20 protein-coding genes and 1 pseudogene are annotated in these 24,231 nt (G+C 64.6%); 10 read left to right on the forward strand and 11 right to left on the reverse strand.

The features are described from left to right. Positions 1–20 precede the first annotated feature (20 nt). A pseudogene (locus tag ACSBP4_RS02275) lies at positions 21–458 on the reverse strand (molecular chaperone TorD family protein); the annotation flags it as partial. Positions 459–846: 388 nt separating this feature from the next. On the opposite strand from ACSBP4_RS02275, the gene ACSBP4_RS02280 reads away from it, so the two are divergent. Next, positions 847–2,358, forward strand: a complete 1,512-nt coding sequence (locus tag ACSBP4_RS02280) for an aldehyde dehydrogenase family protein (protein WP_435551255.1) — start codon at positions 847–849, stop codon at positions 2,356–2,358. Positions 2,359–2,430: 72 nt separating this feature from the next. Here ACSBP4_RS02280 and ACSBP4_RS02285 read toward each other — a convergent pair whose 3' ends face one another. Beyond that, a complete protein-coding gene (locus ACSBP4_RS02285) occupies positions 2,431–3,066 on the reverse strand; it encodes a 4-vinyl reductase (protein WP_049965455.1) in 636 nt (211 codons plus the stop codon). 415 nt (positions 3,067–3,481) lie between these two features. Between ACSBP4_RS02285 and ACSBP4_RS02290 the strand changes: the two genes are divergently transcribed. The 3 genes from ACSBP4_RS02290 (at position 3,482) to ACSBP4_RS02300 (ending at position 4,933) form a co-directional block, all read left to right on the forward strand. Further along, positions 3,482–3,910 carry a 30S ribosomal protein S12 gene (locus tag ACSBP4_RS02290; RefSeq protein ID WP_004267302.1) on the forward strand — a complete coding sequence of 143 codons (429 nt, stop codon included), beginning with the start codon at positions 3,482–3,484 and terminating at the stop codon, positions 3,908–3,910. A 2-nt stretch (positions 3,911–3,912) separates the two neighbouring features. After that, positions 3,913–4,521: a 30S ribosomal protein S7 gene (locus tag ACSBP4_RS02295; protein ID WP_006649796.1), complete on the forward strand. Its 609-nt coding sequence runs from the start codon at positions 3,913–3,915 to the stop codon at positions 4,519–4,521. Between the two features lie 283 nt (positions 4,522–4,804). After that, positions 4,805–4,933: a DUF7503 family protein gene (locus ACSBP4_RS02300; RefSeq protein ID WP_006182851.1), complete on the forward strand. Its 129-nt coding sequence runs from the start codon at positions 4,805–4,807 to the stop codon at positions 4,931–4,933. Between the two features lie 95 nt (positions 4,934–5,028). Here the strand turns inward: ACSBP4_RS02300 and ACSBP4_RS02305 are convergent, their stop codons facing one another. The 3 genes from ACSBP4_RS02305 to ACSBP4_RS02315 all read right to left on the reverse strand — a co-directional run bounded on the left by ACSBP4_RS02305 (position 5,029) and on the right by ACSBP4_RS02315 (position 8,754). Further along, positions 5,029–7,098: a hypothetical protein gene (locus tag ACSBP4_RS02305; RefSeq protein ID WP_435551256.1), complete on the reverse strand. Its 2,070-nt coding sequence runs from the start codon at positions 7,096–7,098 to the stop codon at positions 5,029–5,031. A 72-nt stretch (positions 7,099–7,170) separates the two neighbouring features. Continuing rightward, positions 7,171–7,869, reverse strand: a complete 699-nt coding sequence (locus ACSBP4_RS02310) for a DUF7504 family protein (protein ID WP_435551257.1) — start codon at positions 7,867–7,869, stop codon at positions 7,171–7,173. A 129-nt stretch (positions 7,870–7,998) separates the two neighbouring features. After that, positions 7,999–8,754: a DUF5781 family protein gene (locus tag ACSBP4_RS02315; RefSeq protein WP_049965459.1), complete on the reverse strand. Its 756-nt coding sequence runs from the start codon at positions 8,752–8,754 to the stop codon at positions 7,999–8,001. Positions 8,755–8,995: 241 nt separating this feature from the next. Here ACSBP4_RS02315 and ACSBP4_RS02320 point away from each other — a divergent pair, with 241 nt between their 5' ends. Further along, positions 8,996–11,182: an elongation factor EF-2 gene (locus ACSBP4_RS02320; protein ID WP_006649801.1), complete on the forward strand. Its 2,187-nt coding sequence runs from the start codon at positions 8,996–8,998 to the stop codon at positions 11,180–11,182. Between the two features lie 473 nt (positions 11,183–11,655). Then, positions 11,656–13,194: a hypothetical protein gene (locus tag ACSBP4_RS02325; protein ID WP_435551258.1), complete on the forward strand. Its 1,539-nt coding sequence runs from the start codon at positions 11,656–11,658 to the stop codon at positions 13,192–13,194. Positions 13,195–13,577: 383 nt separating this feature from the next. Here ACSBP4_RS02325 and serS read toward each other — a convergent pair whose 3' ends face one another. Further along, positions 13,578–14,957: a serine--tRNA ligase gene (gene serS / locus ACSBP4_RS02330; protein ID WP_435551259.1), complete on the reverse strand. Its 1,380-nt coding sequence runs from the start codon at positions 14,955–14,957 to the stop codon at positions 13,578–13,580. A 109-nt stretch (positions 14,958–15,066) separates the two neighbouring features. On the opposite strand from serS, the gene ACSBP4_RS02335 reads away from it, so the two are divergent. Further along, positions 15,067–16,275 carry a potassium channel family protein gene (locus ACSBP4_RS02335; protein ID WP_435551260.1) on the forward strand — a complete coding sequence of 403 codons (1,209 nt, stop codon included), beginning with the start codon at positions 15,067–15,069 and terminating at the stop codon, positions 16,273–16,275. Positions 16,276–16,436: 161 nt separating this feature from the next. Here ACSBP4_RS02335 and ACSBP4_RS02340 read toward each other — a convergent pair whose 3' ends face one another. From ACSBP4_RS02340 to ACSBP4_RS02355, 4 genes are all read right to left on the reverse strand, one after another. Then, entirely contained in the window at positions 16,437–17,018 is a 582-nt protein-coding gene (locus ACSBP4_RS02340; protein WP_006649805.1) for a magnesium transporter, read from the reverse strand. Continuing rightward, positions 17,018–17,593 carry a magnesium transporter gene (locus tag ACSBP4_RS02345; protein WP_435551261.1) on the reverse strand — a complete coding sequence of 192 codons (576 nt, stop codon included), beginning with the start codon at positions 17,591–17,593 and terminating at the stop codon, positions 17,018–17,020. The genes ACSBP4_RS02340 and ACSBP4_RS02345 overlap by 1 nt, the downstream gene beginning before the upstream one ends. Positions 17,594–17,734: 141 nt before the next feature. After that, positions 17,735–18,163 carry a fluoride efflux transporter CrcB gene (gene crcB, locus ACSBP4_RS02350; RefSeq protein ID WP_435551262.1) on the reverse strand — a complete coding sequence of 143 codons (429 nt, stop codon included), beginning with the start codon at positions 18,161–18,163 and terminating at the stop codon, positions 17,735–17,737. Further along, the gene (locus ACSBP4_RS02355; protein WP_435551263.1) at positions 18,160–18,567 is read right to left on the reverse strand and encodes a CrcB family protein; all 408 of its coding nucleotides are present in this window, start codon (positions 18,565–18,567) and stop codon (positions 18,160–18,162) included. Before ACSBP4_RS02355 ends, crcB begins: the two co-directional genes overlap by 4 nt. Before the next feature lie 211 nt (positions 18,568–18,778). Here ACSBP4_RS02355 and ACSBP4_RS02360 point away from each other — a divergent pair, with 211 nt between their 5' ends. Further along, on the forward strand, positions 18,779–19,690 hold the full coding sequence (locus tag ACSBP4_RS02360) for a cation diffusion facilitator family transporter (protein WP_006649809.1): 912 nt from the start codon (positions 18,779–18,781) through the stop codon (positions 19,688–19,690). Between the two features lie 12 nt (positions 19,691–19,702). Here ACSBP4_RS02360 and ACSBP4_RS02365 read toward each other — a convergent pair whose 3' ends face one another. Further along, positions 19,703–20,863: an ATP-binding protein gene (locus tag ACSBP4_RS02365; RefSeq protein ID WP_435551264.1), complete on the reverse strand. Its 1,161-nt coding sequence runs from the start codon at positions 20,861–20,863 to the stop codon at positions 19,703–19,705. 144 nt (positions 20,864–21,007) lie between these two features. Here ACSBP4_RS02365 and ACSBP4_RS02370 point away from each other — a divergent pair, with 144 nt between their 5' ends. After that, complete coding sequence (locus ACSBP4_RS02370; protein WP_049965467.1) at positions 21,008–21,928, forward strand: MBL fold metallo-hydrolase; 921 nt, start codon at positions 21,008–21,010, stop codon at positions 21,926–21,928. Between the two features lie 203 nt (positions 21,929–22,131). Then, the gene (locus tag ACSBP4_RS02375) at positions 22,132–24,090 is read left to right on the forward strand and encodes an AMP-dependent synthetase/ligase (protein WP_049965468.1); all 1,959 of its coding nucleotides are present in this window, start codon (positions 22,132–22,134) and stop codon (positions 24,088–24,090) included. Positions 24,091–24,231: the final 141 nt, after the last annotated feature.

Genomic DNA, 24,231 nt, shown 5'->3' on the forward strand with positions numbered 1-24,231 from the left:
CCGACGCGGAGGTCGGCCGATCAGAACGCTTTTCGCCGCGATTCCCAGCCCAAGTCGCCGACGTTCGCGCCGCAACCGCCACAGCCGCGGCCGGCGTCACCGAAGACGTCCTCGTTCCACTCGGTGACCTCGGGATCGTCCGGAACCCAGTCGGGGTCGAGGTCGAGGGTCTCGATCTCGTGTTCGACCAGTGCGGCCAGTAGTTCCGCGAGTGCGGCGTAGAACGCCCCGTCGTCGTGGCTGCCGACCTCGTCGGCGAGCCGCCAGTACCACCGGCCGAGGTGGTCCTCGAGGAACGAGCGCCGCGCGTCGACGACGATCGCGACGCCCTCGTCGTCGCCCCTCTCCCGGAGCGAGGCCTCCCGGAGACAGAGCGCACTCAGGAACTCCGTCAGGTAGCAGACGTGATCCCCGCGGTCGGTCCCCTCGTCGGCCAGTGAGAGGTCGAACGCCTCGTAGCCGTCATCGTGCCCTCGTTCGAGCGGATCCGCCGGACGATCCCCTTCGAGATCGGATCGCTGCCGTCGGGCAGTTCGATCGCCCGGAACGGCTCGAGGGAGTCGCTCTGCTGTGCCATATCGGCGTGTAGGCCACACAGCGCGTAAAAACCGGACTCGCGTTCCCGCCGGGTGAAAAACGGCTGTCGCGGGTTTCGATCCACTGCGTGTCCGATCGTTTTCGGGACCCGCTCGCCCGGCGAGCGGCGCTGGGCCACCTTTTCCAGTCGCTCGAGCAGCGAAACTCCCAGCGTCGGCGGGGGCATGCATCTCGGACGATCCCGATAGTCCGCTATCGTGAATGTCGGATCCAAATGAATAAGCCGGGCCCACCGATAGGCAGACTCACATGACGAATACGAGTGCAGAATCAGCCGACGAGATCGCCGTCGATGGCCTCGAGATCGCGCCGGAAACCGGCTGGAACGCCCTGTATCTCGACGGAGAGTGGGTTCCCGCGGGTGACCGTGACCTGATCGACGTCGAAAACCCCGCGACGCGGACGTCCCTGACGACGGTCCCCTCGGGCACCGAGGACGACGTCGACGAGGCATACGCGATCGCGGAGGAAGCGCAAGCGGAGTGGGCACAGCGACCGCCCCAGGAGCGTGCCGGGATCGTGTCCGAGGCCTGTCGGTTGCTGGGCGAGTACGCCGACGACCTCGAGACGTTGTTCGCGGTCGAGTGCGGCGGTGTCGGGCTGAAAGCGGACTTCGAGACCCAACTCGCACAGGGGACGATGGAGGTCGGTGCCGGACTGGCGATGCGCGACGGCGGTCGCCGCAAGGACTCGGTCACGCCGGGCAAGGAGAACCTGCTCGTGCGCGAACCGGCCGGCGTCGTCGGCGTCATCACGCCGTGGAACTTCCCGCTGTATCTCTCCAGTCGCGTCGTCGCACCCGCCATCGCGCTCGGCAACAGCGTAGTGCTAAAACCGGACGAACACACCCCGATAACGGGCGGCCTCGTCCTCGCGAAGGTCTTCGAAGAGGCCGGCCTCCCGGCGGGCGTTCTAAACGTCGTCCCCGGCTACGGTCACGAGATCGGCGACCACTTCTCGGGTCACTCGGTCCCGTCGGTGATGTCGTTTACCGGCTCCTCGGAAGTCGGACGCGGCGTCGGCCAGCGTGCCGTCGGTGCGTACACGGAACCCGCACTCGAGCTGGGCGGCAACAACGCCCACATCGTCCTCGAAGACGCCGACCTCGAGCGGGCGATCGACGCCGGCGCGTTCGGCTCGTTCACCCATCAGGGACAGGAGTGTATTTCGATCAACCGCCATCTGGTCCACGAATCGCTGTACGACGAGTACGTGGCGGGGCTGGCCGACCGCGCCGAGCAACTCCCCATTGGCGATCCGCTCGAGGAGGGGACCCTCGTCGGCCCGGTCATCAACGAGAGTCAGCGCGACAAGATCGTCGGCTTCCTCGAGGAGTCGGTCGAACGCGGCGCGACGGTCGAGGCCGGCGGCGACTACGAGGGACTGTTCGTCGAGCCGACGGTACTGTCGGACGTCACCAGCGACATGCCGGTCGCCTGCAACGAACACTTCGGGCCGGTCGCGCCGGTCGTTCCCTTCGAAACCGACGAAGAGGCGATTCGGATCGCCAACGACACCGAGTACGGGCTGTCGGGATCGGTTCACTCGGCGGACGTCGCTCGAGCGCGTGACGTGGCCGACGCGATGGAGACGGGCATGGTCCACATCAACGACCAGCCGCTGAACGACGAACCGCACGTCGCGTTCGGCGGTGTTGGCGCATCAGGAATGGGTCGGTACAACGACGAGTGGATCCTCGAGACGCTGACGTCGGTCAAATGGATCTCGGTCCAGCGCGAACCGAGAGAGTATCCGTACTGAGTCGGTCTCCCCGTTCCGAAACCGGAACGACCGGGTCGACCGGCTACGTCGCCGGTCGCGACACGACCCCCATCAAAGCCATTCGACGCGATACTCACAGCGGTGATCGCCGTCCGATCGACACTGGTCGCCGACTTCCTCGACCTGGACGGGGTTGTCGGCGAACTTCTTCGCGACGCCCTTGATGAGCCCCTTATCGAATTCACACGGATAGGGGTTCTCACAGATCATCACACCCGCGTTCGGACCCTCTTGTTGGAACTCGTAGGACCCGATCTCGCTGCCGCGGTGGTTCTGGTGGTAGGCCGTATCGATCGCCCGTAACGCGTTATCGACTTCGGACAGGTCCGGCGGAAATTCGACGTGTTCGGGGACGTTCTGGCCCATGTTTCGCATCCTGACGTCGCCGTATTCGTCGCGCATATCGTACAGCATGGCAAGCGGGACCTGGAGCGGATACCATTCGTCGGGTTCGATCTCCTCGAGTCCGTACTCGGCGAGTTTGGACGTGATCTCTTTCCCCACGAACGCGGAGATCGATTCGCCGGCAGCGATATACGACAGGGGACTCCGCCCGATCACTTCCGCGTCCTCGAGTGAGGCTTCGAATCCGATTCGGTCATCGACTGCCTGCAGTTCGTCGCTGGACTGGGACTCCTCGTCGGCGCTCCCGACGAGTCGCTTGATCCAACTGTTCAGTGTGGCCATAACGAGTACAGAACAGCCCTAGTCTATCTAATAACTTTAGCTATCGATCCGGTAAGATTATATGTCTCGGGTTGCCCCGACTCGCGATCGGCGACGTTCCGGTCGCTTCGGATCGCAGTTGTCGGACGGTTCGCGGCAACGAACCCACCCCCGATCGCGCTTCGAGACGAAAGGCGGGCCACGACTCGACGCGCAGCGAGGCGAACGAGGTGTCGATTGCCGGACTGCGTCGGGAACGAGTGGTCGTCGCGAACGGCACCGATACCGATCCGAACGCAGCCGATCCGACGCCAGCGAGCGCCTCCGGCGACGAAACGCGCTGAAATCGCTTCGTTCCCCCTCGTCGCCGATTCTCGAGCCGTAACGCGCGACTCGAAACGGGTCGCTTAAGTGCCTCCGTCGGATAGCGACGCCCATGGCAAACGGCAAATACGCCGCGCGCAAGCTCAAGAAGGACCGCCAGAATCAGCGGTGGTCCGACTCGGACTACGCGCGCCGCGCCCGTGGACTTCGCGAGAAGTCCGACCCCCTCGAGGGCGCACCTCAGGCCCGCGGTATCGTACTCGAAAAGGTCGGCATCGAGGCCAAACAGCCTAACTCGGCGATTCGGAAATGCGTCCGGGTCCAACTGATCAAGAACGGCAAGCAAGTCACCGCGTTCTGTCCCGGTGACGGTGCTATTTCGTTCATCGACGAACACGACGAAGTCACCATCGCCGGGATCGGTGGGGCCAAGGGTCGTGCGATGGGTGACCTCTCCGGTGTCAACTACAAGGTCGACAAGGTCAACGGCGTCGCACTGAAGGAACTCGTTCGCGGGAACGCGGAGAAACCGGTGCGATAACCATGGCGGCAGAAGACCAACCCGACCCGGACGCGCCGGCCGGCGGCGCGGACGTTTCGGCCAAGCTGTTCGGCGAGTGGGAGATCGGCGAAATCGAGTACGCTGACCCCTCGACCGAACGCTACATCACGGTATCACCCGTCGCTCACACCGCGGGTCGCCACGCCAGCAAACAGTTCAAAAAGTCCGAGATCTCCATCGTCGAGCGCTTCATCAACCGCTTGATGCAGACCGAGGAGAACACGGGCAAGAAACAGCAAGTCCTCAACTACGTCAGCGACGCGTTCGACATCGTCCACGAGCGCACCGAGGAGAATCCGATTCAGATCCTCGTGACCGCTGTCGAGAACGCGGCCCCGCGCGAGGAAACCGTCCGCCTGAAATACGGTGGTATCTCGGTCCCGAAAGCCGTCGACGTCGCTCCCCAGCGCCGCGTCGACCAGGCCCTGAAGTTCCTCGCCGAGGGCGTCTACAACGACTCGTTCAAGACGACCACTGACGTCGAGGAGGCCATCGCGAACCAGCTCGTCGGCGCGTCCAACTACGACGTTGGCACCTACGCCGTCAGCCAGAAAGAAGAGAAAGAGCGCGTCGCGGCAGCCGCACGCTAACGCGTTATACCGTTGCGTTTCGGTTTTCTTCGGACGGGATAGCTTCGCCTTCCGGTAGCGAGCGGGCTGCTCGTGACCGCGGGCCATTTTCGACGGACATAGCGGTTCGAGATCGCTTCTCCGAGTCGAGCCGCTTCCGCCGGCCGACTCGAGGCCGAAGATAATTCCGGTCGGTTCTTGCACCCGCGTTCTACTGATGTTCCACATCATTGATATTATTAGTTTGGCATATCTTATATTAAGATAGATTTATGTCAACAGACAACTATTAGTCAAATGTACCATGACGGATGTTACACAGTACCTGAAGAACCACCCACGACTGATCGGCGCGCTGTTTACGATCCTGTTGTTACTCGGACAGACAGGCAACGTCGCAGCGACGAACGCGAGTACCTTCGTCGGCCCCTAAACCGGAAACCGCGGACCGGGAGCTGAGTTCGTGTGCCAGTGTTGACCGCCGTCGGGTATCGACCGCCGTGATCGATTCCGTCCGTCGGACTCGAGTCAGTCGTCGACGAGGTCGGTACTCCACTGGACGTGTCCGTTCCGTATTACAGGGAACAACGCCTCATCGAAAAGCGCCTCGAGTTCCGACTCCGTCACCGAAATCGGCCCCGTCTCACCGGGAACGACGAAATACGACTCGACCGAATCGATGTGTGGCGACAGGACGCTTCCGTGCCGTCTGTTTGCCGCCGTGTACGCGACGATGTTCGCCGTGAGCGTGTCACGTTCCCCGGAGACCAGACAGACGTTCGGGATTCGCGTTTCGGACTGTGTGATCGTCGTTCTTCCATCACCGACTAACTGGTACTGTTGCCCGACGATGTTTTCCTGCCGGGCGATGTCCAGCGTGCTGTAGAGGGAGAACCCGAGGTTCAACAGCTGGGAAACGAGGACGCCGACGCTGACTGCGCCGCTGTTGACGACGTTACTGAGCGTGACGATTCCGCCGATACTCCCCCGCTCGACGAGATGCAGTCCCTGCTCGTGGGATCGACATGCGTTCAATAAGAACGCTTTTATCCCGACGGTATCGACTGTGTGGGCATCTAACTTCCCGTCCGAACACTGGAATCCCTCGTCGTCGATGTGTCCGATGTAGTGTAAGAAGTCGCTGTCTTTCGCGAGAACGGCCGCGAGGTCGTTCGTGGTGAGATCGTAGTGGATCGTCGTCTCGAACGGGAGTCGCGTCCGGCTCCCGTAGGTTCCGTTGACGCTTTCGAGTTCCTCGCGCATATCCGGGTCGTTACAGACGACCTCGATTTCGATGGGGCCGTCTTTCGGCGTTCGCCCGATATCGTTCCGGTAGGCCGTGACAGACGTGGTGCTGACGATTTCCGTATCGTCGATACCGGTCCACGACTGCTGGACCGTCGGGACGGCCGACTGGTCGGTTGCCGTCTCGACGCGTGTGTCCCCACGGACGGAACTGGGTTGTGTGCTTCGCACGAAATCGTCCCGCGTGAACGCGTCGATCGCCCGTTCCGCGACCGGCTCCGGCCCCGCCCGGTCTCGGTCGCTTTCTCTCGTCGTGACGACCGCGAGATCGTCGGCGAGAAACGGGAGAAACGGCACGTGATCGGCGGTCGGCTCGAGTCGTGTCTCGAACTGCCAGTCCGGGAGATGGGGTTCCAGTTTCTCGTATGGAATCTCGAGATAGCGCTCGAGCCGTTCGGCCAACGGTCGGTCGTACGTGTCCGCGATATCGAGGTCGATCACCGGTTCGATCGATCGTCGTTTGCGTGACGGGAGCGGCGTGTTTCCTTCGGTCCTGACGACACAGTCGAGGAGGAACGTTCGTTGCAGGGCCCGCTTGACTGCCGGTTCGAACCCGTCCGAACCGTCGAGTGACTGCGTGTATCCGCTTTCGGTGACGATCCGTGGACTCGATCCCGGAACGACTTCCGCATCGAGATAGTACGCGAGCGGTGCGACGACGAACACGTGCCGGAGCGTCTCGGGAACCGCTATCCGAACGCTGTGATCTCGATCGAGTGGGGCCGGTATCCGGAGTTCGTCGCCGAGTTCGAGACGGGGCGGATGCCCCCGCAGCGTCGGATACGCCCGTTCCGGTGACGTCGTCTTCAACTCCGAGCCGAACGCCGACACTGCGGCCATCAGATCGGTCGGCGCAGTCGTCGTCGTAATCGTTCTCGCCGGGCGCTTGTGTAACGATCTGGCCCCGAGGTGGACGGCCGTCTCCGTCCCGAAGGTGAGATACGTCTTCTCCCGGTCCGAAAACACCTGTACGGAACCGGTAACACGAGCGTATACTTTCAGCGGACCGGACAAATCAAGCGTATACTCGTCCGGCGGGAGCCCCACCTGCTCGGTCGGGCTTACCTCGGTGAGCATCAGCCCGTCCGAGTCCCGAACGAGGACCGTATCGGGCTTCGGTAACGTGATCGAATCGGTCGTCACCGTCACTGCGGACCCGATCGGAAAGCCGATCCGATCAGTATCCGCTGCCGATGGGGTTACCGGACTTCCGGTCTCGAGATGGTAGCGGTGTCGTTCGATCGGATCGATTATTTCTACGCCGCGTCGTGTGGGCTCGAATTTCGGTTTCATTGGAACGGTCACTCGTGCGGTCGCCCGCGAACCGCCGGGGTCGTCGCTCGGAACTGGGCTGGCTCCGAGCCGTTACTCGGCGCCGACCGATACCCAACCGGAACGGCGGTCGCCGTCTTCGATCGTCCAGCGCTCCTGGTAGTCGCCGTTCCGCTCGCGGAGTTCGACGATAATATCGAAAAGCGGCGAGAGAGTCTGGACGATTCTGGCGTCGCGCTCGACCGGCAGGTGGTAGTGGGCCATCCCATTGACGTCCCGCGTTCGTCCGTTGATGAGATGAAGGAATTTGAACACTCGCTGGCGACCGTCCGCCTCGAGCAACGGGAGCAGCGAGTCGATCCCCAGCCTGACTTCGCCGGGTTCGAGCGCGGCGGTACTGGTTTCGAAGTTCTCGATCCCCTGTTCGATGGCGAGTCCGAGGTCGGCGAGCGACTCCGCTTCGGTCGTTTCCGTCCCGACCGACGGTGTCTCCCCCGGCTCGGCCGTTGTGACGTTGCGAGCCTGCGTCTCGTAAGCGATGACCGAGAGGGCCGCCGACCCGGCCTCGTCGATGTGGTGTGTGGCGTGGTGTGGGCCCGCCGTCGTCGAGACGAGGACGCGTCGCCGGACCCGACCGGCATCACAGCCAAGCAGCCGTCGACAGGCGTCCCGACACTGATCGGGTTGGACGGAGCCGACGACGAGAACGCTTGCCCCCCGGCGTTTCAACCGCGATAACTCGTCGGAGAATCCCCTGTCAGTAGCCCCCACGCCGTCCGTTCCCGAGAACATTCTCTATGTTCCACACGTTCTTGGCATCAAACAATAAACGTTCGGGCCGAACTGTAGGCTGGCTCGAGCGATGGGCGTCGCGTTGTGCGCTGTGGGTGTCGATGCCGGACCCGCACGTCACGACGGTACTCAATCGGCCGCAAGGCCGTCACCGCCGACGTACGACCGGGTCGCATCGACCAGCACCTGTCGGTACGTACTCGCGTCGGTCTCCCGCCCGAGTTCCCGGAACCGCCGTTTGAACCCTTCGAAGTCGATCTCCGGGGCGTCCATCGCTGCCGCGTGCGCGAGATCGTAGAGTCGGTGGTCCCTGTCGACGAGGTCGTGTCGCTCCGCGAGCGCGAGCGCGAAGGCCGCGTTCACCGCCGTGATCTCGGGGTCGGCGCTGGCGGACAGCCGCTCGAGGCCTGGACGGGGCGGCGTTTCGGGCCGATCGGCGACCGCCGCGGCCAGACTCGACTCGAGGAAGGAGAGCAGTTTCTCGCCGGGACCGACCGAGAGGGTGATGTCGTCGGCGTAGATGTCTTTCATGTGGTTGGCGATCTGGTAGCAGTGCGAGAGCTTGCGGCGTTCGACGCTCTTGCCGGCCAGTGCCAGGTAGAGAACCTCCTCGGTCGACTGGGTGTGTGAGGGGTGGTCCTGTTCGTGACGCGCCATGTGTGCGAACTCGTGGAGGGCGAGTTCGCGGGCCATCGCGCTCGAGGCGGCCTGTCGCGAGATGTTCAGGACGTGGCGATCGTCGTAGTGGGCGGCCCAGGTCCGTTCGTCGGGATCGTCCCGAAGCTGGACGTGGACCGGCAGCGAGAGGTCGTGTTCGGTTTCGAAGAGGTCCCGGGCGCTGAGGAATGGAGAGGTCGGGCCCGGTCCCTGCACGCGAATATCCATGTGTAGTTCTACCAAGAGCCGACGGGATTTGACTCTTTTGTGCGTTCGCACATCATCGACTCCGTCGCGTTCGTCGTCTCACATCGCGGGCGGCAACCGACTCGCGGCCGGATCGTCATAATATTGGGAGTGATTCACTCACTCAAATTGGATATTCCAACGTTCAAACCGGGAACGACGGCGGATTTCGGCGCCGACGAAACACTACCCTTTTGACCCCGCTGCCGGTAATGAGGGGTATATGGGCCGACGCAAGAAGATCGTCCAAGAGTGTGAACGGCTGATGGACGAACCGAAGAACATTCGGAACATCGCCATCGCCGCTCACGTCGACCACGGGAAAACGACCCTTACGGACAACCTGCTGGCCGGTGCCGGCATGATCTCCGACGAGACCGCCGGTGAACAGCTCGCGATGGACACCGAGGAAGACGAGCAGGAACGCGGGATCACCATCGACGCGGCGAACGTCTCGATGACTCACGAGTACGAGGACGAAAACCACCTCATCAACCTCATCGACACGCCGGGCCACGTCGACTTCGGTGGCGACGTCACCCGCGCGATGCGGGCCGTCGACGGTGCCCTCGTGGTCGTCGACGCCGTCGAAGGGGCCATGCCCCAGACCGAGACGGTGCTGCGACAGGCACTGCGAGAGGGCGTCAAGCCGACGCTGTTCATCAACAAGGTCGACCGCCTGATCTCCGAGCTGCAGGAGGGTCCCGAGGAGATGCAACAGCGTCTCCTCTCGGTCATCCACGACGTCAACGAACTCATCCGCGGCATGACCGAGGAGATGGACGACATCGAAGACTGGACGGTTTCCGTCGAAGACGGTACCGTCGGCTTCGGCTCCGCGCTGTACAAGTGGGGCGTCTCCATGCCGTCGATGCAACGCACCGGGATGGACTTCGGCGAGATCATGGAACTCGAGCGCGCCGACAAGCGCCAGGAACTCCACGACCGGACGCCGCTGTCGGACGTCGTCCTCGACATGGTCTGTGAACACTTCCCGGACCCCCTCGAGGCCCAGCCCCGTCGTATCCCGCGCATCTGGCGCGGTGACGACGAGAGCGACCTCTCGGAGTCGATGCGCCTCGTCGACGAGGACGGCGACGTCGTCCTGATGGTTACCGACATCGGGATCGACCCCCACGCCGGCGAGATCGCCGCGGGACGTGTCTTCTCGGGTACTCTCGAGAAGGGCCAGGAGCTGTACGTCTCCGGGACCGCCGGCAAGAACCGCATCCAGTCGGTCGGGATCTACATGGGCGGTGAACGCGAGGAGGTCGACGAGGTTCCCGCCGGGAACATCGCCGCCGTCACGGGTCTCAAAGACGCCATCGCCGGCTCGACCGTCTCGAGTGTCGAGATGACGCCGTTCGAGTCGATCGAACACATCTCGGAGCCGGTCATTACGAAGTCCGTCGAGGCCCAGAACATGGACGACCTGCCGAAGCTGATCGAGACGCTGCGACAGGTCTCCAAGGAGGACCCGACGATCCAGATCGACATCAACGAGGACACCGGCGAACACCTCATTTCGGGACAGGGTGAGCTTCACCTCGAGGTCATCACCCAGCGTATCGAGAAGAACCAGGGTATCCCGGTCAACACCGGTGAGCCGATCGTCGTCTACCGCGAGCAGCCCCAGGAGCCCAGCGACGAAGTGGAGGGCATCTCGCCGAACCGGCACAACCGCTTCTACATCTCCATCGAGCCGATGACGGACGACCTCGTCGAGACCATCAAGCGCGGCGAGGCCTCGATGGACATGCCCGAGCAGGAACGCCGTGAGGCCCTGCAGGAGGCCGGCATGGAGAAGGAGACCTCCCAGAACGTCGAACACATCCACGGGACGAACGTCCTCATCGACGACACGAAGGGGATTCAGCACCTGAACGAGACGATGGAACTCGTCATCGAGGGGCTCGAGGAAGCCCTCGACAACGGCCCGCTCGCCAACGAGCCGGTTCAGGGGACGCTCATCCGCCTGCACGACGCACGGCTCCACGAGGACACCATCCACCGTGGCCCGGCACAGGTCATCCCCGCGACCCGCGAAGCCGTCCACAAGTCGCTGATCGACGGCCAGATCAAGATGCTCGAGCCGATGCAGGACGTCCGCATCGACGTGCCCAACGACCACATGGGCGCGGCCTCGGGCGAGATCCAGGGCCGTCGTGGCCGCGTCGACGACATGTACCAGGAAGGCGATCTGATGGTCGTCGAGGGCATCGCGCCCGTCGGCGAGATGATCGGCTTCGCCTCGGACATCCGCTCCGCGACCGAGGGCCGCGCCTCCTGGAACACCGAGAACGCCGGCTTCGAGGTCATGTCCAACTCCCTCCAGCGCGACAAGATCATGGAGATCCGCGAGCGCAAGGGCATGAAGCTCGAACTGCCGCCGAGTATCGACTACATATAAGGCCGCCGTTCGAAACGGACAGCCTCGCACCCACGTGCTGATCGGACGCGTTCGGTTCTCTCCGATCAGCCGCGCTTTCTATCGACCGCGAGTGGAGACGCTCTCACGGCTCGTCGACACCGTGTTCCAGTTTCGCCCGTCGTTCCGACGAAACCCGTCGTGACGTGGAACTGCGTGATGGCTCTCGAGGAGTCCTGACGTTGTCGTGTCGCAGCCGTTGATTCGCCACGACCCGTTCTCGATGCATCGTCGATCGGCATATTGACTGGCTGTTACTTTAATAAATCTAAAAACGGTTGAAAATTATTTGTAATTTATAATCGAAAATATTTATCACTGGAGGCATAGTTTGTTGCGCCACTCACACGCAAATAAGTCGCGTTGCGAACGCGGTCGGTCAGTGCAGGTAACCGACGAGTGGCAATGCTGTGAGTCCGCCAGCGCCGGGCGTCGTACGGCGTCAGAGAGCAACAATGAATCGACGCAAGTTCATCGCGAGTACAGGCGGTATCGGCACGGCAGCTATCGGCACTGCAGTAGTGCTTTCGGGTTCAGCAGCAGCAGAAATCGGCGACTATCGGTTCACCGGAACTAGCATCAGCGGGGAAAGTGACGACGGGTCCCTCTCGGACATCCGTGCAGGTGCGACCAACGTCGTCTTCCAGTACGAAGGACTGGACGAGAACCCAGGGGAAGCGACGGTCGAACTCCAGGTAGTCCACGGCGGCAACGCGGCGACGATCGACGAGGCGACGACTTCGGTCAGCGGCACCAGCCAGTCGGACGTTTCCCTCGGAGAGGACCTTTCGGGGAGCGTCCTCGATCACGACGGTCTCTCCGCATCGGATTTCCGAGCGGCAGAAGACGGCAGTGTGACTGAAAAGAACGTCGCCCTCCGCCTCGTGGTCAGCGTCAACGACGTCAGCGGCTCGAGCGAGACCGATCTGAACGTCGTCATGCGCAACGCGGCCGCGGACGCCGGAATCGGTGGCGAAGCCGACGGTGAGGTCGTCACGGAAGAAGAGGACGAAGATCCCGGCGATGACGGCCCCGTCGCGGAGATCAACGCCATCATCGAGGACATCAACGCGGAACTCGCAAACGTCGAGCCGGTCGGGACGATCGAGGACACCGACGACGAGACGATCGGCGCGCTCATCGAGGAGATCTTCACGCAGGTCACGGCCGAGATCGAAGCGCAGGCCGGCGTCGAGTACGACGTCAGCACGCCCGCTGAGGCGCGGGAAGCGGCCGAGGAGGCCTCGTTGCCGCCGATCGCGGACGCGCTGAACAACGCGGCCAATGCCGTCGAGGAGATCGCGACTATCGCCGACTACACTATCGACGACGGCGGTGACGACGGTGGCGACGACGAACCGGTCGCGGAGATCAACTCGATCGTCGAGGACATCAACGCACAACTCGAGAACGTCGAGCCGGTCGGGACGATCGACAGCACCGACGACGAGACGATCGGCGCGCTCATCGAGGAGATCTTCACGCAGGTCACGGCCGAGATCGAAGCGCAGGCCGGCGTCGAGTACGACGTGAGTACGCCTGCGGAGGCACGGGAAGCGGCCGAGGAGGCCTCGTTGCCGCCGATCGCGGACGCGCTGAACAACGCGGCCGACGCCGTCGAGGAGATCGCGACTATCGCCGACTACACTATCGACGACGGCGGCGACGGTGACGACGGCAACGGTGAGGACGGCGATAGCGAAACGGTCGCGGAGATCAACTCGATCGTCGAGGACATCAACGCACAACTCGAGAACGTCGAGCCGGTCGGGACGATCGACAGCGCCGATGCCGAGACGATCGACGCCCTCGCCGAGGAGATCTTCACGCAGGTCACGGCCGAGATCGAGGCCCAGGCCGGCGTCGAGTACGACGTGAGTACCGTCGAGGAGGCCCGTGCAGCCGCCGAAGACGCTACGCTGCCGCCGATCGCGGACGCGCTGAACAACGCGGCCGACGCCGTCGAGGACATCCGGAACTTGGCCAGCCAGTAACGCCGTTAGTATCGGTGCGGGCGACTGACCCGGGGGCAGTAACCCGGCCATCGACGGTGATTCCGTCGCGGTGATCCCCCGAACTGGCCGCCGGCGCGCGTTCGCGGCGATCGTCCGCCGTCGGCACCCCTACCCGTCGAGTCAGCAACGGACGACCCAGTCGTCGACGAGGATCCGATCGCACAGTATTTCTCACCTCCACTGGTCAGCATATCCCGCCCCAGACGTATCGACTCCGGACCCGAGATCACCGTTCTGACGGGCTATAGTAGCTCTTGAAAGTCAATGCACACCCGATCGCAGGACAACGTTGCGATCGGTGTGTAAATCGTTTCAAGAGCTACTATAGGTGATTCCGGACAAGGGAGACCCGCGGGAGCGCGCTACTCGCGTTCGCCTGCACCCAGCGCCGACTCGCCGACCTTCTCGTGGCCTTCGATGACCTCTTTGCCGCCCATGTACGGCCGCAGCGGCTCGGGGATCGTGACCGTGCCGTCCTCGTTCTGGTAGTACTCGAGGATGGCCACCATCACCCGGGGGATCGCGAGTCCCGACGCGTTCAGGGTATGCAGGTACTCGGCCGACTCGTGGCGCTCGGGTCGGTAGCGCAGGCCGGCGCGTCGGGCCTGGAAGTCCTCGAAGTTCGATGCGCTCGAGACTTCGAGCCAGCGCCCGCCTTCCTCGGGGCCGTCGTCCATGTCGTCGCCGGGGGCCCAGACCTCGATGTCGTAGGTCTTGGCGGAGGCGAACGTGAGATCGCCGGTACAGAGTTCGAGGATGCGGTAGGGCAGGTGGAGCCGACGGAGGACCTCCTCGGCCTCGTCGAGCAGGTCCTCGAGGCGGTCGTAGCTGTCCTCGGGTTCGACGAAGTTGACGAGTTCGACCTTGTTGAACTGGTGGACGCGGACGATGCCCCGGGTTTCGGTGCCGTGTTCGCCGGCCTCACGCCGGAAGTTCGGGGTGTAGGCCTGGTGTTTCAGCGGGAGGTCGTCGTCCAGCAGGATCTCGTCGGCGTACATGTTGGTGACCGGGACCTCCGCGGTGGGACAGAGCCAGAGGTCGTCGTGGTCGTACTCCTCGTCGTTGTTGCCGCCCAGTCGGTAGGCGTCGTCGGCGAACTTCGGCAGCTGGCCGGTTCCCTGCATCGACGAACTCTTGACCGGGACCGGCGGGAAGACGTCGACGTAGCCCTGCTCGCGGTGGACGTCCATCATGAACTGGATCAAGGCGTGTTCGAGCTGTGCGCCCTCGCCCTTGAGGAAGTAGAAGCCGGCACCGGTCGTCTTGGCGGCCCGTTCCTCGTCAATGATGTCGAGTTCCTCGCCGAGTTCGTAGTGGGGGGTGACCTCGTCGGGGAGGTCGTGGTCCTCGTCGAAGCCCCAGCGGCGGTCCTCGACGTTGTGGCGCTCGTCGACACCCAGTGGCACGCTCTCGTCGGGGAGCTGGGGGACCTCGAGCAGCCGCTCCTGGAGTTCGTCCTGCAGTTCGATGGCCTCGTCCTCGACGTCCTCGATCTCGGCTTTGAGGTCCTGGGAGCGCTCGATGGCCTCCTCCCGTTTCTCGTCCTCGCCGTCGGCGACGAGCTGTCCGATCTTCTTGGTGATCTGGTTGCGCTCGTGGCGCAGGTCGTCGCCGCGGGCTTTCAGCTCCCGCCAGCGCTCGTCGAGTTCGAGTAACTCGTCGATATCGACGTCGGCCCCACGGTCATCGAGGGCCGAGCGCACCTCGTCTGGGTTCTCGCGTAGATCGGTCCGGTCGAGCATGCTCGTGCGTTCTCTGTGCCCGGGCAAAACCGTGTCGGAAGGCTGGCTCGCGGTCGGCCGCGGGATCGGCGGGAAACGCTTTTTTCGTCGGCGGGCGGACTCTCGAGGTATGGATCCGCTCGAGGGCGAGACATCGTCGGCATCGATCGAGTACGAGCCGGTCAGTGTCAAGGACGTACTCGTCGAGATGAAAGACACCGCGGAGCTGTTGATCGACCTCTCGTACTCGGCGGTCCTCCATCGCAGCGAGGAACTCGCGACGGAGGTCCTCCGACTCGAGGAGCGAATGGACGTCCTCGAGATGCGCGCGCGGATGAGCCTGCTGATGGCCGCCCGGAAACCGGCCGACGCCGAACAGCTCGCGCCGGTGCTTGGCATCGTCGGGGCTGCCGACGAGATCAGCGATGCCGCCGGCGACATCGCGAAGATCGTCCTCGAGGATATGGGGCTGCCCGAAGCGATGCGGGCGGCCCTGCCCGACGCCGCGGAAGCCCTGCTCCGGGGGGTCGTCGCGGCCGACTCCCCATACGCCGGCCGGACGCTGCAGGACATCGACCTCGAGTCCGAGACCGGCGTCCGAGCCATCGCGCTCCGGCGGGGCAGCGAGTGGCTACTCAACCCGGGGCCGACGACGCGGATCGAGGCCGACGACGTCGCCTTTCTCCGGGGGCCCGAGTCGGCGATCGGCGACGTCTGTGAGACCCTGACCGGGGAGGTCTACGAAGCGCCCACGGTCGAGAGTCCCGATATCGACGATCTCGAGCGGGCGGTGGACACGATCATCCACATGAAGGACTTCTCGGAGCTGGCGGTCGATCTGGCCTACAGCAGCGTGCTGTTCGACAGCGAGGAACTGGCCGAGGAGGTCCGCAACCTGGAGGTCGAGGTCGACGCGATGCAGTCGCGGTTCGAGGCCTGGACGTTGCGGGCGGCCGCGGACGCGACGGATCCGGTCGTGTTGCGCGGGCTGATCCAACTGGGCAGCAGCACCGAGCGAATCAGCGACACCGCGATCGAGATCAGCGAGGGCGTCCTTCGCGATATCGACGTCCATCCGGTCGTCCAGTTGGCGGTCCAGGAGAGCGACGAGATCATCGCCCGCATCCCGGTCGAACGGGACAGCGACCTCGACGGGACTGCGGTGACCGAGGGCGTTCCCGACGCCGACTCGACGATGTCGGTAATCGCCATCCGCCGGCCGGACGAGGGCTGGCTGCTGGTGGCCGACGCCGATGCCGAACTGCGCGGCGGCGACGTATTGATCGCGAAAGGGACCCGGACGGCCGCCGCCGCCTTCCGGGATCTCGCGTCCGCGTAGCCACGCGGAGGGCGGGTTCGGGCCCCACCTGGTCGCTCGCCCTTTAAGTAGTTCTGGTCGCAAGGTGAAGATACGACGGGAAAACGGTCCTTTCTCGAGTCGGCTGTGACCGGTGAGACGCCAGTCCGGCGTTCGAGCCTTGAGTTCCGTTCGGGACGGTCTCAGTTCAGGACGACGATCGCAACCCCCGAGAGGACGATCACGCCGAGGATGTCACAGACGTTCGTGACGACCGGGATCGTCGTGTCGTCGGGGTCCAGCCCCTGTTTGTAGGAGACGTAGGTCGCGAGGACGCTGAGGACGATCGCCAGCCCGGCCAGCACCATCCCGCTGACGACCGAGATGACCATGAGGTCAACGAGCGCCATCGGTTCGGCGATGAACTGGCCGACGAGCCAGGCGACGATCCCCAGCGCGGTAAAGATCGTCGCCGCGAGCCCGAGTATCGCCAACACGTTCGTCCACAGCACCTCGTCGCGGGGGTCGAACTCGAGCAGGCCCAGGTGGAGCCGCGTCGAGAGCCGCGAGGAGAGGATCGCGCCGAGGTTGCCGCCCATGCCGATCATCACGGGCACCAGGACGAGCAGCGTGGGATTTGCGAGGTAGGTTGCCTCGAGTTCCTCGAGGACGTAGCCTGACCCCATCTCGAGGATCGAGAGTGCGATCAGGATGGGAAACATCGTGGCGACGATGCTCCGGACCGACCAGGTGTTGACCGACTCGTCGGGATCGGTCGCGCCCATCAGAAGATCACCCCGACGACGGTGATCGCGACGAACAGGAAGACGACGCCGAAGATATCGCCGAGTGTGGTGACGATCGGCCCGATCAGGTTGTCGGGATCGAGCCCGTACTCGTAGCTGGCAAACACCAGCGCCAGCATGCCGAAGATCAGCGTGAACGAGGTCAACACGCCCGAGACCAGCATGATACCGACGAGTTCGATCAGCCGCGCGGAGTCGCGACCCAGCAACTGGAGAATTCCCCACGAGAGGACGGCGATGAACACCGAGATGCCGATCCCGTTGATAAAGGAGGCCGCGACGGCGTTGACGAGTCGCCGGTCCCACGAGAACTCCGGATCGATCATCCCCTGATGGAGGCCACTCGAGATGCGCGCGCCGAGCGCCCCGTAGACGTTCCCCCGAGTCGCGAGGAATGCGGGCAGGAGCAACAGGAGGCCGGGGAACCGCTCGAATCCCGCGGTCATCCCCTCCGAGCCGAGGACTGAGCCGGCGAAAACCCCGCCGGCGAGGCTGACCACGAGGATCGGCAGTGACTCGCGGTAGATGCGCCACGCGTCTTGGCGAGCCGCCATAGCGTCGTCTAACGCAGGCCGGACATATACCTACCACGGGTCGAACCCGAGCGGATCGCGCGAACCCATGGGGATAGGTACCGTATCTGAGGGATCGTCAACGTGTTTCGACCGGGCCGGCGTGGTGCCCGGAGCCGGGCCTCAGAGGGCGGCGACGAGCGCCCACGCGAGGCCGATCGCGGCGAGCGACCCGGCGAGACCGGCCGCGGCGTTGCCGATCGCGAGGGCGCGGTCGCCGTCCTCGTACAGTCGAACGGTCTCGACGGAAAACGAGGAAAACGTCGTGAACGAGCCACAGAACCCGGTCGCGACGAGTCGTAGTGTCGACTCGCTCGCGCCCGCGAAGACGACGAGCCCGAGCAGGAAGCTCCCGACGACGTTGACGACGAACGTCGCCAGCGGGAGCCGCCCGCTCTCGAGGCGACTCGAGACCCAGTGGCCGACCAGGTACCGACAGACCGCCCCGATCGCGCCGCCGGTGCCGACGACGTGGGCCGGCTCGGGGTCGACGGTGACGGTCGCGCGGGCGAGCGCCTCGAGCAGCGGGGCGCTCAGCAGTGCCGGGCTCACGCCGTCTCACCACCGGCGGGTCGGGGACCGCCGAGGCGACGCGCGAGCGAACGACCCGCGAGTACCCCGGCAAGTCCGAAACCGTAGTTGGCGGCGACGATGCCCAGCAGGGCAAGCGGCGTCGACGCGAGCGCGGCCTGCAGCGCGAACGTGCTGTAGGTCGACAGCGAGGAGAGGAATCCGGTCGTAAAGACGAGTCGCGCCCGCGACGACAGCCGGCCGACGGCCTCGGCCTCGTAGACGACGACGGCGAGGACTGCACTGGCGACCGCGTTGACGAGGACGATCGACGCCGTATCCGGGACCACACCCATCGCGAAGAGCCGGAGGTTCGAGCCGGCGAACCCGCCGATAGCGATCAGTGCGACCGTCTCGAGTCGAACGAGGGGATGTGAGTCTGCCATGGCTGGTGGTGGCAGGGACCGTCAGCCGACCGGCGCCCACGACGCGGGGGCGTCACGGCCCGGTCGCGACGGTCGGCAGTTGGGTCAGGCGGGCCCCATCGCCCGGATACGACGCGGTTCGTCCAGGCGCGAAATGAACGTTGCGAACACCGTCACGCCGCGACGAGCGAGGAGGGAAAGACCCAAGGTTAGACTCGCTCTAAACCGAGCCATGGCCGAAGACGTCCCCGCGGACGGTGGTCGGTCGGCGTTCGCGCGAGCGTCGTGGGCGAACGTCCTCGGTAACGTCGTGAAGATCGTCGCCGAGGGAAGCGCGGGGCTTGCCTTCGGCAGCGTTGCCCTGCTCGCCGACGCGGCCCACTCGCTGGCGGATCTGGTCGCCAGCGTCGTCGTCCTCGTCTGGGGGCGGAGTTCATTCGACGAACCCGACACGACGCATCCACACGGGCACGACCGGATCGAACCGCTGACGGCGCTTTTCGTCGGGGCGATGATCGCACTGCTCGGGCTGAACCTGCTCTACCGGTCGGTCGAGGGACTCCTGGCAGGCCCCGATATCGAGTTCAGCGTCCTGTTGCTCGCGGCGCTTGGCTTCTCGATCGGCGATATGTACCTGGTCTATCGCTACACCGTCCGGATCAACGACCGTCTCCAGTCGACCGCACTCGCCGCGCTCGCGAAGGACTGTCTGAACGACATCTACACGTCGATTGCCGCCATCGTCGGCGTCCTCGGCGTGCTGGTGAACTACCCGATCCTCGACCCGATCGCCGGCGGCCTCGTCAGCCTGCTCGTCGTCTATCAGGGCGTCGAGATCGGCCGGGAAAACGTCGACTACCTCATCGGTGCTGCTCCCGGGCCCGAGAAACGGGGGGAGATCACTGGGGCCCTCCGTCGCCACCCGGCCGTCGAGGGCGTCCACGACCTGACGGTCTTCTACGACGGTACCGTCCTCGAGGTCGAGGTCCACGTCGAGGTCGACGGTGACATGCCGTTCCGGGAGGCCCACGACATCGAGTCGGCGTTGGTCGATCGCCTCCGGGGCCTCGAGGACGTCGGTGACGCACACGTCCACCTCGATCCATCGGGGATCGGCGAGTGGAAGGAGTCGGCCGAGCGGTGACGGGCAGTCGCCTCACTGCGAACGCTCGGCCGCATCGACGTCCGCGTCGGTGGACGCCGCGCGCTGTAAGGTCACCCCGAAGACGCTGCCGTCCGGGCCGGTCTCGACGAGTTCGACGCTGCCCCCGTACCTGTTCGCGAGGATCCGCGAGAGGTAGAGCCCGAGCCCGTGGTTGGTCGATCTGCGTTCGAACAGCGTTTCCCTGTCGGCCTCGGCAATTCCCGGGCCGTCGTCGGCGACCCTGACGACGACGGTTTCCGGCCCCCGCTCGGCGGTGACCCGAACGCGGGCCCGGCCCTCGTTGTGTTCGATCGCGTTCTCGAGGAGGTTCGCGAAGATCCACTTGACGCCTTCGTTAGCGCTGACGTGGGCAGTTTCCGGCAGGTCGGCCTCGATGTCGACGTCGTCGAACCGGGTGCGATACTCGAGGAGTTGGGCCTCGAGTACCGCGACGAGATCGACCGCGGTCCCGCTCTGTGGCCCCCGATTCGCGTCCAGCATCGCCCGAACGTCCTCGATGACGCCGACGAGGTTGTCACTCTCGCGTTCGATCGTCTCGAGGCGGTCGCGGACCGCCTCGCGGTCACACTCCGCCTGCAGGAGCGTCGCATGGCCCCCGATGATCTGGGAGGAGTTGAGGACCTCGTGTCGCAACAGGTCGTTCAGGTACGCCAGCAGCTCCTGTTCGTCCTCGAGTTGCCGGGCGCGGACCGTGGCGGCCGTCGCTTCGACCTCCCGCTGGATGGCCCGCGCTTCGACGTAACCGACGGCGAACCCGCCGACAGCGCCCGTGTTGAGCGCGAAGTGGGCCCAGGTGGTGTTGGCGGCCACCGAGTCGGCGGGAAAGAAGACGATCGATAGCATGTTGACCGCCAGAAAGGCGACCGCACCGCCGAAACACCACTTGCATACTCGGCTATACCGGCTCTCATCGATGTCGCTTTCCGTGAGCCGGTGGCCGCCCCAACCCAGTCCGACGGCGGGGACGCCGATCGAGAGCAGGGTGGTCAGGTAGGCGGTGGCCCCGATCGTGTCCGCGAAGGCGAGCCACCAGCCGACGAGGCCGGCGATCGAGAGCCCGCCGAACGCGGTGACGAGCCAGGGCAGCGACGACCGCTCGAGCCACAGTGGGGTGCCGACGAGTCGGCTCGAAGCCGGCGTATCGTGGCTCATATCGGCTCCGATGACGGTGGCGATTCGCGGACGATGCGGGTCATTTACACTGTCCATGAGAGCGAGGTGTGAAATCTGTACCGGCTCTGGACCTGGGGTCGCCGCGACGCGAGCTTTTATCGGGTCCCATGACGGCGTTTCGATATGGCAATCGGAGACGTCCGCGAGGTCACCGCCGGCGACTGTTCGGACTGCTACTACCTCGATACGGGAATGTACGAAACCAGCGGCTACGGTGCCGTTTACATCCTCGACGATGACCGCCCGGCCGTCGTCGATACGGGCATCGGTACGAACTACGACCTGCTTCGGGAGGCGCTCGCCGAGGTCGGCATCGACCGCGAGGACCTCGCGGTCATCGCGCTGACGCACGTCCACCTCGATCACGCCGGCGGGGCCGGCTTTCTCGCCGCCGACTGTCCGAACGCCGACGTCTACGTCCCCTCGCTGGGGGCCGATCACATCGCCGACCCCTCCCGACTGGTCGCGGGGACGAAGGCGGCCGTCGGCGACCAGTGGGACCACTACGTTGAACCGGAACCCGTCCCCGAGGACCGGATCGTCGCGATCGAGGACGGGGACCATATCGATCTCGGGACACACGAACTGCGAGTCCACGCGGCACCCGGCCACGCCCCCCATCAGGTCGTCTACGAAGATCCCGCAAACGACGCGGTCTTCGTCGCCGACGCCGCCGGCATCTGGGTCCCCGACGTCGAACGGATCAGGCCGACCTCGCCGCCCTCGAACTTCGACCTCGAGCAGTGTCTCGCGGACGTCGAAATGCTGCAAGCCCTCGACCCAGCCGTCCTCCTGTACCCGCATTTCGGCCCTCGATTCGTCGGCGACGACGCCGAACGGGCCCTCGACGAATACGCGACCGTCCTCGAGGAGTGGGTCGACCTGGTCGCCGACAAACGCCGTGAACTCGCCGACGACGAGGCGGTGCTGGAGTACTTCGCCGACGAGGCCGAGCTGGCCGACGTCTGGGGCAGGGAGAAAGCCAGCGAGGAGGCGAAACTGAACACGCGTGGCGTGTTGGGCTATCTCGACCACCGGGAGTGACCGGGTAGCGTCGCCGCCATGGCGACTCGGTTCCATCGCTCGGAGCCGATTTCGAAACCAGCGCTCGGATCTTTTCGGTTGAGCGCCCGGTTTCGGGGCGCTCGCCGGTTCTCTCCCGCACGGCAGCGACGAGCGATAAACGTAGTGATAGATGAAACAAGTTTCATCACGTTTTATCGCACGGGAGCAACTCTCACACACATATGAACTGGCGGGACGCGGAACGAGAGTACGAGGACGAGGTCATCGGCGAGACGAATCTCGCACGCATGTTCGAGGACGCGGCCGAGCGGTACACGAACCGTCCAGCCCAACAGTACAAGGGCGGTATCTACGATCGGTCGCTGACGGACGACGTCGTCCCCGCCGCGACGCCCGGCGAGTTCCGGACCCTCTCCTATGCCGAGATGCGCGACATCGTTCGCAACCTCTCGGCCGGCTTTCGCGAACTGGGGGTCGAAACGGGCGATCGGGTCGGTATCTTCTCGAACACGCGCATGGAGTGGGCCCAGACCGACTTCGCCCTGCTGTCTGCTGGCGCGGCCGTCACGACGGTCTATACGAGTTCCTCGCCCGACCAGGTCGCGTACCTGCTCGACGACCCCGACGCCGACGGCGTCGTCGTCGAGAACGAGGACCTGCTCGAGAACGTCCTCGCGGTCGAGGACGAACTCGATCTCGAGTTCATCGTCACCATCGACGAGGTCGACGGCTACGACGATCGCGACGACGTGCTGACGCTTGGCGAGGTCTACGACCGCGGTGAGGACGCCTTCGACCTCGAGACCTACCAGGAGCGCATCGATGGGATCGATCTCGACGATCTGGCGAGCCTGATCTACACAAGCGGGACGACGGGCAAGCCAAAGGGCGTCCAGCTGACCCACTGGAACTTCCGATCGAACGTCAACGGCTCCCGGAAGCGGTTCGGTCCGCGGCCGGACAAGGACGACGACGTCCCCGTCCTCGACGAGGAGTCGGTAGCGATGTCGTATCTGCCGCTGGCTCACGTCTTCGAGCGGACTGCAGGCCACTTCGCCCTGTTTGCCGGCGGCACCTGTATCGCCTACGCGGAGAGCCCGGACACGCTCCAGGAGGACTTCAGCACCGTCCAACCGACGACGGCCACGAGCGTTCCCCGCGTCTACGAGAAGATCTACGACGGCATCCGCGAGGAGGCCAGCGGCTCGAGCGTCTCCCGGCGGATCTTCGAGTGGGCGACCGACGTCGGCGTCGCGTACCAGCAGGCGGAGTCGCCGGGGCCGATCCTGAAGGCCAAGCAAGCCCTAGCCGACAAGCTCGTCTTCTCGACGGTTCGGGAAGCGCTCGGCGGCAACATCGAGATCCTGATCAGCGGCGGCGGGAGCCTCTCGCCGGAGCTGTGTCGGCTCTATCACGCGATGGGGCTGCCGATCTTCGAGGGGTACGGGCTGACCGAAACCTCGCCCATCGTCGCGACGAACCCGCCCGAGGGCGCGAAGATCGGGACCATCGGGCCGACGCTGTCCAACGTCGAGGTGAAAGTCGACGAGGCCATCGCCGATCAGGACGCCTTCACGGACGACGCCGGCGAGGTCGGCGAACTCCTCGTCAACGGCCCCAACGTCACGCAGGGCTACTGGAACAAGCCCGGTGCGACCGAGGGCGCGTTCACCGAGGACGACGACGGCACGCGCTGGTTCCGTACCGGCGACATCATCCACGTCCGCCCCGACGGCTACCTCGAGTTCCGCGATCGCGTCAAGCAGATTATCGTCCTTTCGACGGGGAAAAACGTCGCGCCCGGCCCGCTCGAGGACGCCTTCGCGGCCAGCGAGGTCGTCGAGCAGGCGATGGTCGTCGGTGACGGCGAGAAGTTCATCGGTGCCCTGCTGGTACCGAACACGAACCACGTCCGCGAGTGGGCCGACGCGGAGGGAATCGACCTGCCCGACGACCCGCAGGCGATGTGTGACGACGAGCGCGTCCGCGATCATATTCAGGAAGAGGTCGATCGCGTCAACGAGAACTTCGAGAAACACGAGACGATCAAGCAGTTCGAACTCGTGCCCCAGGAGTTCACCGAGGAAAACGACATGCTCACCCCGACGATGAAAAAGAAGCGACGGGTCATCCTCGAGCGGTTCGAGGATCGGGTCGACCGGATCTACGAGGACGCCTGATCGGTCCGGCTTGCCGACGGCCGACGCGTTCGATCCCGCTCGGCCGCGATCGACGCGGCAGCAGTTACCCTCGGCCATTCGTACGGATTTCTCACAGGAGTTAACCGCATGGACTGATTCCTTCCAACCGAATGGACGGAC

Origin of the sequence: Natrinema sp. CGMCC1.2065, assembly GCF_051225675.1 — an archaeon.
Classification (GTDB): Archaea; Halobacteriota; Halobacteria; order Halobacteriales; family Natrialbaceae; genus Natrinema; species Natrinema thermotolerans.